This window comes from Bradyrhizobium sp. CIR48 (genome assembly GCF_014198315.1).
Classification (GTDB): domain Bacteria; phylum Pseudomonadota; class Alphaproteobacteria; order Rhizobiales; family Xanthobacteraceae; genus Bradyrhizobium.
This window is the reverse complement of record NZ_JACIHG010000009.1, coordinates 287,493-299,281: the sequence shown is the minus strand read 5'-3', so window position 1 is coordinate 299,281 and position 11,789 is coordinate 287,493. Positions and strand designations below refer to the sequence as shown.

Genomic DNA, 11,789 nt, shown 5'->3' with positions numbered 1-11,789 from the left:
TATATGGGCCGCCCGCACTATGCCGAGCGGCCCCCGAGACTAAAATCAGGCGGCTGATCTGAGCCCCAGAGCACGTATCGTAACTTCAACGCGCGCGGAGAAGGGTCGGAAATCCGACGCTCCAATCAGGAATGGCAGAGCGAGTGGCATCTTAGACACACTGTCATGAGTCCTCCCGCAGTCCTTTGAAGAATGGACGCCGCAGCTTTCCTTCCGCTGATTTAGTCTTGAGCTTTGCGCGCCCCTGTGCGGCGATCCTCGCGCTATTTTCCTTGCTGCCCACAGCGAACCATTCACGATCAAGCTCCCGCAAGCTCAAGCCGGGTTTGCTTTTTAGCACTGAGTGAAATCGCTCGATGAGTTTGCCATAGTGCTGCTCGATTTGAATCACTTGCCCCTGACTGTTCAGCTTGTGCGCAATTCCCGCACCACGCAAAACTTGCCTATCAAGGACGGGCAGTGTTTCCGGGAAGTATGCGGCGAGCAGCGCAGAAGCATACGATGCCCGAAAGCCGCTGATTGCTGTTTCGGGCGTCAACGTCAACGCAAGAAACGCACCGGCCTCCGCGCGTAATTCGTCGCACGTCGAGAAAGTAACGAGCGCTCGGCCACCGATCATTCTTGCAAGAATATCAAGCGAGCGGCCGTAGATCGCAAGCTTATCCGAAAGAAGCTCGATTGGCTCAACGATCGACGCGTTTCCTCCCTTGAAGTTGCTGACGAGTGCCAGATCGATCTCGGACAAGTTATATCGATCCGCCGGCAGCTTCGCTTCGATGAACCGCAACAAGTATTGAAATGCGTTATTCAGATTGTGCCAGCGCTTCACTGCCGTCTTCCTTGTCGGCCCCTCTTCTGACGATCATTATTCCGTCGTCCGCCAGCGGCCGCTGCAACGCCTTCGCCTCGTCCCACGGCGCGCGCATCCATACATCACGCTCTTCATCAGTCGCTAGGATCACCGGCATAGCTTTAGGATGTATCGGCCCAACTACCGAATTGGGTGTTGTTGTAAGAAATCCATAGACATTATGCGGACCATGCACAGGCTTGGATTTCGTCCCGCGATCACCTTTGAACGTTGTCCAGATGCCAGCGAAAGCCGTGAGCGGCCTGTCACTGGTGATCGCAAACCACACCACATCCTTCTTCTTGGTCTCAGGATTCGGTTCGGGTGCATACTCGGCGAAGCTGTTGAACGGCACAAGGCAGCGACTTTCCGGCTTCAGCCAGCCACGCCAGTGCGGCGACGATGTATTGCGAATGTTAGTCACAGGCGGTCCTCCGGTGCGCGGTGGAGGCGGCATGCCCCACCGCATCAGGGTGAGTCCGGTGCCATTATCAGTATTGCGCACCACGGGTGCTGGATAGTCGGGAAACACGCCGGGCATTGGCGCGAGATTGCCGACGTAGCGATTGACGATGCGGAAGAGTTCGGCGATGGCGGCTTGGTTGATGGTGATGCTGTAGAGGTTGCACATCAATGCGCTCAAGTGAAATCGGCCACTACTAAGTGTACCGCTGCCAGCGCTCCGAAAGCCGTGCCTCTATTGCAAGTCTGCGCTAAACGAACCGCGCGCCCAGGGTGAATAAGGTTACGATAGTTTTGCGCGAGCCGTGCTTGCGCCACAGTATCCGGCTTAATCAGCCCCTTGATCTCGGCGGCGGTTATGTAATCTTCCAAAACCCATTCTTCCGGCGATGATTGCTTCTTGATGTTGGTCCGCATCCCCGATATCGGCGATGCAAGACCAACATCTCTAAGTTTCCAGAGTAACAATGCCTCCATTGCGGAGCCGCTTAATACCGTAGCCGCTTTGAAGTCGTTCCGATGCAGCGCGTTGGTGGCACTATCAATATCAAGACGTATGCTCTCGGCTAACTGCGGATCGGAAAGAAACGGAAGCGAAGCTGCCTGCGGGGACGGGTTTTGGTCGGGACATTTCAACAGCGCCTCGCGAACAAGGTAAACTGGACTCTTACTCTTGTGCGTGCGGGGCGGCGTGTCAGTGCCATGGTGGTTCCAGCGATCGATCGCGGCCTGCATCGCTTCTAGGCCGAAGACGTAGTTGGTGTAATCCTCGCCGCTGATTGTCAGCAACTCAACGGGAAGGTCGTCGGCCAGATCAATTATCGCGCCTAATACAGCGGAGTCGGCCGAGTACACTTGCATGCCTGGATCGGATTTGACCTTTGGATAGAAACCGTCAATGAAAGACACGATTTGGGATGGCACAATTTTCGTCATCAATTTCCCCATCTTGGGCTGACACACTATCGCTCCCCGGGCCACCACGGTGAAGGCGGATGGCTCGCCGAAATCTTCCTCGGTCTAAGCGCCACTAATGCGCTTCGCTTGTATGGATATCGTCGCACTGCCGAACAGTGTTTGCAACGCAGGTAACGCTCTAACTCATGGACAGGTGTAATCTTCGCGCGCCTAACGATGTCGAGCGCTACCGTTTGGTTAGTGTCGCAGCCCAGGCAACGCACTTCTAGATAGGGGTATCCGCCGTTGATCGCGTCACCAATTGTCGGCGATGGCTGGGCAGGTCCCTTGTAGCCCAACATCCGATAATTCCACGCCTCGCAAGCCAGCTTGTCGGCTTCCTTGCGTGCTTCCTTGGCACGCTCGGCCGACATCTTGATTTGAGTGCCGAAGAGATACTGGCGGGACTTGGTGGACATGCGGAGGAGAAAGAACCGCGACCGGCGGGCGGATGCAAATTGTCTATCCCTTGGGCGCTCGGTCGAAGCCGAGCTACCTTCCGTGGTGGGTGTGGATAGACATGAGTCGCAGGCCCGCACTCTCGGGACTCTAGCTCGCGATTCGGGTGATCGCGCGCGGCTTTATGAACTAGATCAATGGATTAGGACCAATGCCGCTACTCGATAGCAGCTCCGCACTCTTTTTCCATGAGCGACGGCCTGATCCCTGCGCGGTTAAGTCACTGAAATTCCAACCCTTCGGGAAAACAACGAAGATGGTCTTGTCAAAATTTGACAAAGCAAGCATCCATTAGAGGCCGACGCTTGTCCCATGGTTCTCCAGATTTAAGGGGAGAACCATGTCGTGAAAAATCCTCGTTTCAAAGTGCGAACGTTTGGTACTAGCGTCCAAGGCGAAGGTCTTGCGGGGGTGGTGGCCGCGCTCATAGCAATCTTCGTAATTTTCTTGATCTACCCGATTGTTGCATCATGGGTAGCGGTGGCCATCTTCAATTGAGATTTTAGAATGTCTCGCACCATTGCAGAACTGATCAAAGCATACAGAGACGACGAGAACTCCGGTCATCACAAACTGAGTTTCAGTGTCAGGATCGACCGAGAACGATATCTATCTCGCCTTGAGAAGGATTTCGGAAGCCGTGCTTTGTCGTCAATCAGTAGTCAAACCGTTGGAATGTGGTACAGGCGCTGGACGGATGGACGAAAGTTTGCAGTAGGCAACGCATTCATTGGCCAGCTCAGAGCAATCGTGAGGCATGGATTTCTTAGTGCCGAAGACGAGGAATGTTACCGCGTCCTGATGGCACTGGACAATATCAGCACTCGCAGTGTCAAGCCACGCGGCACGCAGTTGACCGAAGAGCACGCCAACGCGGTGCGAGCAAAGGCGAGGGAGGTCGGGTATTTCTCCGTCGCACTAGCACAAGCCTTTCAATACGAACTGATGCTGCCTCAAAGAGAGGTCATCGGAGAATGGTTGCCGCGCTCAGAAGCTAGGGACGGAATCCTTTCCAGATTCGACGATAAGGTTTGGATTGGTGGGCTTCGGTGGGAGCAGATCGACGAGAACTGGATTCTCACGCATAAGGGAGCGACATGTAAGGGGCGCATTGACCTCAAACAGGCGCCAATGGTGCGGGAAGAGCTAAGCCATGTTGTCGCTTTTTATCGGAATGAACTTCGCGGAGCGCTACCGAAATCAGGACCCGTGATCATCTACGAGGCAAGCGCACAGCCGTGGAATGATAAACGATTTCGCGAGGTTTGGCGGAAGTTAGCCAACATCGTCAACGTGCCGCGCGAATTTAAGAATCGCGACAGTCACGGCGGCGTAACGAACGTTCCTATCGCGGGTCGCTACTACCACGACTTACCACGCAAACGACCGGGACAGCGGTAGGTGCTGCCCCCTCAACTGGAGTGGCCTTAGTCGCACTCCGCGAGGGTTCCTGGGTCAATCTTCGAATTCAATCTCAGTCGGCCCTGCATCCGAGTCGCTGTCGCCCAAATTTCGCATGCGAGCCTCTAACCGCGCGACGCGACGGCTTATGTCCGCGTCGCCGGTTTCATCTTCCGCCTTTTTCAGCAGTGCTATTGCAGCAAGGAAAACGTCATCGCGATCGTCAAGCCGCTTCACAGCCAAGCCCACTTCACAATAAGCGGTTAGGACAGCCTTGTTCAATTCAAAGCGCTCTGCCGCCGCAGCAGCGGCTTCGCTGGCCTTTTCCAAGAGTACAACGCGATCTTCATGCATCAACCCCGGCGATCGAACCGCCCGCGCAACCGCAAGATCGATCCTATACCGCGTGGTGGGGCCATCGACGCTCCTAAAGTCTTTCTCAAAAAGTCGGATTTCAGTATCTGCCTGGTCATACTCCCCGAGAGTGATTAGATTTCTTATCAGTCGGTGTCGGGGAACGCGCTCTCTGGGTGCAGTGGAGATCATCATCCGTAGGATGATGTTTTGCTCTTTCTTGTCCGTGAGCGTTGCAAGACCTGTTTCGACATTGCACAGCTCGCGAATCGTTCGTATCTCGATGTCGTAAGTTGGAGATATTGACCCGACAACACGCTTGAAGAGTTCAAAGCGGCTATTTTCCGAATAATACTTTTGCTGGGCAACAATGCCCATGATTACCAAGTGCCTTCCCTTCCAAGCATAAATCCCTTGACGCTCGTCCACGGTCTCTTCGTGAATAATGTCGCGCAGGTCGGCGACAACGTTTGAGACGTACATTGCGCCTATGCCAAGAAGCCGAATAACAAGTTGGCGATGCACATGCACCCCGGCCCATTCCATCGCCGCAACATTTTTATAGACATCTTGCAAGGTTGGGTTGAGCGTAGCGTATTCTCGTAGGATGATGTCATCAAAGCTATCGGACGAGAAAATGTTCTTGAGACAAACAAACATGTCGGCCTGACACCGGTCCATCAATCTGCGTCTGCGCTCGGGTCGCGAGAAGCCGGCAAAACTTTGCTCGACTAGATCCCTTATCGCTTTTACCTGTTCGGCCAAATCGAGAAGGCGATCAATCTCATTGGATTGGACGCGATTCAGATGATATTCCTTCGCGAACTTATGCAAGCTAGGTAGCTTTACGCGAGGATGCCATTGGTTGGCAGAAGAGATAAGAACAAGTTTTAGGTTGTAATTTTTATCCGACGCCAGATAGTCGGTCAGGTCGTTTATGTCGGACAAGTCCAAGTGAGCATCATCGATGAGCAAGCAACCTGTCAGGCCGTTGCTTTTGAGGAAGTGAGCGACTTGGCGCCACGACTCTGACAGAAATGGCTGTTCGCTCTTGTGCTCCCAGCAATGAACTTTATTCCGCAATAGATTGCTAGCTAGCTGCCTCGCTGCTGTCGTCTTGCCTGCACCTGCTGGCCCCAAAATGACAGCGATGTACTTTTCGCCGCCATTCAAAAATTGGGCTTCGATATCGGCGGCGACGTTTCTCCTGAAAGTGAAGCCCGTAGCAATGTCCGCGTAAGACGCGGGCCAGCCGTTAAACATCGCGCTGACGTTTGGCGATGCTGTAGACTGCTGATGAGCAACATCGACCGTGGTCGGGCGCAAACCCGGACGATCGTCAAGGGGATCGCCCGACGGCGATGCGCTGGCACTGGGTGGTACAATTAGATTAGTAAGGCCCGCAAAGAAATCATCAATACCGCCGAAGCAAACAGACATGCCGCGAGATTCGAAGAGTAGTGCGCGCCCATCGTCGCGAGTATATGAAAACAAAGTAACGCGGCCGCTGCCACCCGATTTCTGATTCAGACTGAGCGCTCGATCGACCACGGCCTTTATGTCCGGGTCCGCCAGTGAATGGCCGATGATTATGAGCTGACTGCCCGCCATGTCCGCGCGAAGTCGATCCCACAGATGCTCTCGGTAATCGGACGTTTGATCATAGTCCCCTTCGGTCAGGATTATTCTCGATTGAGACCCGTCAATCACGTCCTTTTCGATTGTGCCGTGCAGCTTAAAAATTTGAACTGCATCTGGATCGCGTTCGGCGCCAAAGTCGAAATTGCAGGAATAGGCGGTGTAGGGAAGGCTCCTGCGCTTATAGCTGTCCTCAATCAACGTATCGTAGTTTGTCGTGAAGATGCTTTTCCATTTCAGAAACGGCAGGTTCAGCAGAGCGCCGGTCGGCTGTACTCCACGAAATTGCGATCGCAGTTCCTGGATCAGCGCCTTCCGATTGTTGGTTCGGTATTCGATGATGCCGGTTTGCTCTGCCAAGCTGTACTGGTTTGCCGGAACGCTAAACGTCCGTTCGAAGTGACGTTGCAAGTCGTGCACGCTCGGCGCGTTCGACGGGATCGACGAACCCGCCCCGAACAAAAGTATAGTGCGAGCGGGCTGTAGATTCTTAATAACATCGTCAACAGTGACCGGCACAGCAACCCCATTGGTGAAGTATTACAGTCCGCACTCTACGGTTGCGGCTTCTCAAGGTGCAATGCGACTTTTAGGCTGCGCGGCGAGTATCCACCGCCGCATCCCTGCACCATGCCCACGCTTACGTAGATCGCCCGTGATTCTACGGGCTTGCAGGGGCCCGTCTCATCCGTGCGCTGCCATACGAACCGAATGCATCGGCCGCTCACCAATCGACCGATCCGCCATCTATGGAACTGCTTCCCTAATTGAATTCGCAGACGAGCCACACATCCCTTCCAGCGAAAGGCCGCTTCACCATTTTGTGGAGGTGGAAGATTTCCCATGGGCCGGTCGAAGCCCCTTTTCGCCAAGGATTCCATACCCCCAGGGTAGGGCTTTCCCCCGGTTAGCACCTTGGAGGACTGGCGAATTGTAAGGCGACCTTTGTCCGGCTATCAGGTCCCGGCCAGCAATGCTAAGTTGCAGGGTTTGAGGGGCCTTTTTCGATGTACTCGATCACGGTTTGGCATGAAGCTTTGGGTAAATATCAGGTTGTCCGGGGGCGGACCCCGGCCGAAGCCCAATTGAAGGCTGACCTAAAGAAGTCAGCTTGGGATGCACAGTACCTAAAATCCGTGGCGCGCACCCAAAGGAGTAAGTCTGCGGCAGACAAGCGCGCTGAACGAGAGTCGTTGAAGGAAGAGGCGGCAGACCGGACTGAGGAGGCCGAGCAAGCAATCCAAGGGCTTGGGGAGGTGCTGCCTTCAATCGTCAACGCCTCGCCAGTCTTCGAAATGGCCAAACAGAGGATCACTGCGCCCTTTAGCGAACGCCAGCCGCAGGCTCCTAGATACCTTGAATATCCAAGCGCACCGAAGCGAGAAGAGCCACAGCTTGGCATTCTCGACAACATTTTTCCGTTCCTACGGAAGAAGAAGATAGAACAGGCTGAGAGCTTGTACCTCAAAGCCTACGGGCAGTGGTCGAACCAAACAGCCAGCATAAAGAAAGCCAACGACGACCTTTATCAGACTCAACAGCGCTTGATGGCCGATTGGTCAGCCAAGAAGGCCGCGTGGGAAGAGAATCGGGAAAGGGCGAATGCCGAGCTTGCCGCTTCCGTCGCAGGCTTGAAGAATGGCAATGCGGATAGCGTTTACTGGCTATTCGAGAACGTTTGGAATTTACTGCCGGTGCCGGACGATTTCCTGTCGGGCGAATACCAGCTACATTTCGATGAGGCCGCAAAGACACTGGTCATTGATCTCGACCTGCCAGAGTTCGAGAAGACTCCAAACATTAAGAGCTTTCGATACGTCGCATCCAAGAATGAAATCGAAGAGGTCAAGCATAAGGACAGCTTCGTTCAGAAAATATATGACGAATTTGTCTACCAGCTAGCTCTTGCGGTGCCTCACGCGTTTTTCACCTGCGATACTGAGCAAGCCGTTCAAGCCATCGTGTTCAATGGTTGGGTTACGTACATCAATCGCGCAACAGGAAACCAGACGACCGCGTGCATTGTGTCGCTTCATAGTGAGGCCAGCGAACTCCTGAAGATCAACCTTCGCGAAGTCGATGCGAAGACCTGCTTTCGCTCATTGAAGGGCGTCGCGAGTCCGCAAATCAGCTCCTTGACGCCTGTGAGGCCGATTATGAACATCGACCGATCTGACAAGCGCTTTGTCAATAGCTATGACGTTATGGATGGAATGGAGTCTGGCGCAAATATAGCAGCAATTGGATGGGAAGAGTTTGAGCATTTGATTCGCCAACTGTTTGAGAAAGAGTTCTCGGCAGGCGGTGGCGAGGTCAAGGTTACGCAAGCAAGCCGCGATGGCGGCGTTGACGCAATCGCGTTTGATCCCGACCCAATAAGAGGCGGCAAGATCGTGATTCAAGCGAAGCGTTACACCAACACAGTGGATGTTAGCGCTGTTAGGGATTTGTACGGCACCGTTCTTTCTGAAGGCGCGACCAAAGGAATAATCGTCACCACATCGGGTTTTGGGCCCGACGCGCATCGGTTTGCAAAAGGTAAGCCTCTCACTCTACTGGACGGAAATAACCTCCTCTATTTGCTGGCAAAGCACGGCACCGTTGCACGCATCGATCTGGCGCAAGCAAAAAAGCTCGGCAACCCCCTAGCGAGATAGGCGACTGCCGCTGCACTCAAATCAGGCCAGGCGACTATTCCCATTACCCGAGGCTGAGCAGAGCGGGCCGAAGTCCTCGCCGACCGATTGTTAAACGAAAAATGAGGAAGAATCTTTTTGCCTTTGCTGCCGTTGGGCGGGTATTCAGCGGGCCTCCTCTCAAAAGTGCTCCGCCGAACTGATCGGAAAATGGGTCGTTTGGGACAACGATACCTAATCCCACCCTGAAACCAAGGTGACGGGCAACTTTCCGTTCGAGCCGCTATACGCGCTATCAGTCAACAATCCACTTATCAAATCGACCTTGCAAACTGGCATCAACTTGCAACGGAATCTTCGAAATGGTGTCTTGGTAGGCCACTTGTTCAGACGAATCCTTCCACTGCACATTCTTGCCAATAAGAAACCCGTGCAACGGGTGAACCTCGTCATTCTGCTTGATGAAGGAAATTCGTGAGCTTCTTCGAATAACGCGCGGCTCTTTGTTTATTATGAATTTCTGCTCTGCAATCCGCCTGCACACCTTTTTCCGAATGTCCTCATAATTTGATTTGATGAGCGCCACACCGCCAAGTTCTTTCAAAAAGTCCGCCATTGTCAGCAAGGAAACAGAGGAGATGAAGTCGTCACTGTAACCACCACCAACATCCGCGTGGACGCCTGGCATCCAAATTTCACGAAATGTTTCTGGCGGATTGTTTGGGATGTCGAACCGCTTGAGTTCGAACTCCTTCCTTACGTCGTGCATGCTGAGTAGGTGGACAGCATGCTGCACGGACTTTGCTGGAAACTGGTCGCGAAAGTTGATGTTTTTGCATAGGTCTTCGTCGTAGGTCCCAATGACGGTATCGAACAGCCCAAGAAATTTGATCGTTGGTGTCTCGTCGTCGGATTCGCTAATCTTCTGAAATACGACTTTTTGCGCTTGCTGCCGTAGTTCAGCTTTTAGTTCGGCAATCTGCGAGAAGTACTCCCTTTCGTTCTCGGCAGTTGAGATATCGACAAACTCATTCCAAAGGCGATCGAGGAACATGAGCATGTCGGGCGTTAGAATTCCAAGATCGGATATGAAACGAGACAGTATCCTTGCGGCTGCGGCTCCTCTTGAAAAGCCGATGATTGCGATCTCATCACCCAGATGAAAGTTAGCGCAGAGATTTACATAGGCTCGAAGAATCAACTGTTCGAGGTCATCGCCAAAGATTTGCTGACGGACAGTATCAGTGCGTCCAAACCAACGCTTTCTGTTGACGACCCGCTTCACCGTGAACTTGGTGCCCACACCAGGCAAATAGAAAGTAACCTGCGTCCTTGGAGGTTCGTCTCTAGGCCGCTTGCTATCGGCGATGAGTTGATTGATCGCATATACGTTCGAAAATAGCTCGCAGGTAGCGTCGTTCGTCGTTCCGTCCATTAAAAGGATCATTGTTTTGGACATAGAAATCTCCGGGAGAAGAAAACATCCGCATTCATGGAAAGTGCTTCAATATTTGCACAACTAGAAGTTTTTGGTCAATCTGATGGTACTTATCCCGATGCTCCCTACGTCTCTTCCTCCTAACAGTACGACCGGTGGCGGGTTAAACAGCCCGCCACCACGTCGCCGCGCTCAACGTCGGGATGCCCGCGAGCGCTAGATCACCACTGTCCTGAATCAGCGGCGATCCTGTTCAAATGCGTCGGAAACCTTCTGAAGAGCGCGCATGACATCGCGCGCCGCACCATCCCATGGAAGACTCGGCAGTGCGTCCTTCAGAGAATTACTGGGTTGAACCAAGACGCCAAAAGCCGCGTCGATAGCACCGCTTCGCACAAAGGAAATTTCCCTCAGGTGAGCGTTCTTCACTAGCGACACTTTCTCGCCTTCGATATCCACGACATGATCGTTGCGGAACGTGAAGCCAACCGACATGCCCGTGTACTCCCTATCTAGCGCAAGTTGCCGCGCCGCACGGCCTAACGAGGTGTCGGGAAAGCGGAAGCGAAAGGCCAATCCGCGATCATCTGACTGAAGCTCAAGCCCGTTCGTTGAGTCGCCAACTTCCTTTTTTTCGTCATGATCGAGCCAGAACCCGACTTTGGGTCGCGTTGCCAAATACTCGTCAAACGCTCCTGGACAAATCGATTTGATCGCGCCTTCATTCCAGACCGGCTTGTTGTAGAGGCACGCGTAGCCCTGAAGCACGCGACCATCATCGGGAGATTGCGCTTCAACGGTCGGCGTTAGGCGTTTGCCATCGATGTGAGTAATGAAGCCGCTCGCCCCACCATACTCCAAGCCAAACGGATTGGCAGCAATCTCATATCCTCGTTGCCAACGACCCATTAGCGCAGTTCCTCAGGCACTGACTTGATGAAGCCGTTAGCCCGAGCCGCGCGGAAGTAGTCGCCAAGCGAAGAACTGCGGTCCAATGGACGCTCAAGGTCGTCGGGCATCGAGACGTTGAACAATCCATGGAAGCCTGCCCCGGCGCTCAACAGCCCATTTCTTAGGCGATGCAGGGTAACCAGACCTTTGTGCACGGCAAGCAAGCCGTTGCTGATCTCCTTCATGGCGGAATCGTGCAGCGGCTTGAGCCGTTCACAAAGCTTCCTACCAGCCTCGCGCCCCAGAGCCGCATTTGAACCGGTCTGGATGTGAAGAGCATCGCTTGCAGCGTCGTGCACAGCGCGCACATCTTCAAGAAGCGTATCGATATGGCTAACCGGTACGGGCGGCTTGTCGTCAAGCATCGCCTGGACCCGCGCTTCATGGTTATTGTGCGCGCCGTTGATCTTCTGATCCGTTAGATGGCGGTAATCATACTGACATTGCCTGATCCGTTCGTTGAGCGCTTCGGCTTTCTTGATGCCTGCGGCATATTCGGGCGAAACTTCTTCGAGTGAAGGGATATTCATGTTGTTCCTTTTTGCAAAAAGAAAGGCCGATGAGCGGAGACCATCGGCCGAAAGAGGCCACTCAATTGGGCCCTAAACTGAGTCTAGCATTTTCGCTGATACCCCCTCCCGAG

10 protein-coding genes are annotated in these 11,789 nt (G+C 53.6%); 2 read left to right on the top strand and 8 right to left on the bottom strand.

What is annotated here, in order from left to right; all coding sequences use genetic code 11:
- Positions 1-163: 163 nt before the first annotated feature.
- The 4 genes from GGD66_RS27505 to GGD66_RS41640 are packed head-to-tail and all read right to left on the bottom strand — an operon-like array spanning position 164 to position 2,688.
- Positions 164-829: a hypothetical protein gene (locus GGD66_RS27505; protein ID WP_183259558.1), complete on the bottom strand. Its 666-nt coding sequence runs from the start codon at positions 827-829 to the stop codon at positions 164-166.
- On the bottom strand, positions 804-1,481 hold the full coding sequence (locus GGD66_RS27500) for an SOS response-associated peptidase (protein WP_183259625.1): 678 nt from the start codon (positions 1,479-1,481) through the stop codon (positions 804-806). Before GGD66_RS27500 ends, GGD66_RS27505 begins: the two co-directional genes overlap by 26 nt.
- Positions 1,482-1,489: 8 nt before the next feature.
- Positions 1,490-2,248, bottom strand: a complete 759-nt coding sequence (locus GGD66_RS27495) for a hypothetical protein (RefSeq protein ID WP_183259557.1) — start codon at positions 2,246-2,248, stop codon at positions 1,490-1,492.
- A gap of 26 nt (positions 2,249-2,274) precedes the next feature.
- Entirely contained in the window at positions 2,275-2,688 is a 414-nt protein-coding gene (locus GGD66_RS41640; RefSeq protein WP_246788987.1) for a hypothetical protein, read from the bottom strand.
- Positions 2,689-3,235: 547 nt separating this feature from the next.
- Here GGD66_RS41640 and GGD66_RS27490 point away from each other — a divergent pair.
- Positions 3,236-4,129, top strand: a complete 894-nt coding sequence (locus GGD66_RS27490; protein ID WP_183259556.1) for a hypothetical protein — start codon at positions 3,236-3,238, stop codon at positions 4,127-4,129.
- A gap of 54 nt (positions 4,130-4,183) precedes the next feature.
- On the opposite strand, the gene GGD66_RS27485 is transcribed toward GGD66_RS27490, so the two are convergent.
- A complete protein-coding gene (locus GGD66_RS27485) occupies positions 4,184-6,640 on the bottom strand; it encodes an SIR2 family protein (protein ID WP_183259555.1) in 2,457 nt (818 codons plus the stop codon).
- A gap of 488 nt (positions 6,641-7,128) precedes the next feature.
- Here GGD66_RS27485 and GGD66_RS27480 point away from each other — a divergent pair, with 488 nt between their 5' ends.
- Positions 7,129-8,778, top strand: coding sequence for a restriction endonuclease (locus GGD66_RS27480; protein ID WP_183259554.1), 1,650 nt, complete (start codon positions 7,129-7,131; stop codon positions 8,776-8,778).
- A gap of 274 nt (positions 8,779-9,052) precedes the next feature.
- Here the strand turns inward: GGD66_RS27480 and GGD66_RS27475 are convergent, their stop codons facing one another.
- From GGD66_RS27475 to GGD66_RS27465, 3 genes are all read right to left on the bottom strand, one after another.
- Entirely contained in the window at positions 9,053-10,216 is a 1,164-nt protein-coding gene (locus tag GGD66_RS27475) for a DUF2235 domain-containing protein (RefSeq protein WP_183259553.1), read from the bottom strand.
- A gap of 216 nt (positions 10,217-10,432) precedes the next feature.
- Positions 10,433-11,104 (bottom strand): HK97 family phage prohead protease, encoded by a 672-nt coding sequence (locus GGD66_RS27470; RefSeq protein WP_183259552.1) that lies wholly within the window; start codon positions 11,102-11,104, stop codon positions 10,433-10,435.
- Positions 11,104-11,676: a hypothetical protein gene (locus tag GGD66_RS27465; RefSeq protein ID WP_183259551.1), complete on the bottom strand. Its 573-nt coding sequence runs from the start codon at positions 11,674-11,676 to the stop codon at positions 11,104-11,106. Before GGD66_RS27465 ends, GGD66_RS27470 begins: the two co-directional genes overlap by 1 nt.
- Positions 11,677-11,789 lie beyond the last annotated feature (113 nt).

Bases quoted from the DNA above. Each gene is read 5' to 3' on its own strand.
- GGD66_RS41640 (WP_246788987.1), bottom strand. From the start codon at position 2,688: ATGTCCACCAAGTCCCGCCAGTATCTCTTCGGCACTCAAATCAAGATG.
- GGD66_RS27470 (WP_183259552.1), bottom strand. From the start codon at position 11,104: ATGGGTCGTTGGCAACGAGGATATGAGATTGCTGCCAATCCGTTTGGC.
- GGD66_RS27480 (WP_183259554.1), top strand. From the start codon at position 7,129: ATGTACTCGATCACGGTTTGGCATGAAGCTTTGGGTAAATATCAGGTT.
- GGD66_RS27490 (WP_183259556.1), top strand. From the start codon at position 3,236: ATGTCTCGCACCATTGCAGAACTGATCAAAGCATACAGAGACGACGAG.
- GGD66_RS27495 (WP_183259557.1), bottom strand. From the start codon at position 2,248: ATGACGAAAATTGTGCCATCCCAAATCGTGTCTTTCATTGACGGTTTC.
- GGD66_RS27500 (WP_183259625.1), bottom strand. From the start codon at position 1,481: ATGTGCAACCTCTACAGCATCACCATCAACCAAGCCGCCATCGCCGAA.
- GGD66_RS27465 (WP_183259551.1), bottom strand. From the start codon at position 11,676: ATGAATATCCCTTCACTCGAAGAAGTTTCGCCCGAATATGCCGCAGGC.
- GGD66_RS27475 (WP_183259553.1), bottom strand. From the start codon at position 10,216: ATGTCCAAAACAATGATCCTTTTAATGGACGGAACGACGAACGACGCT.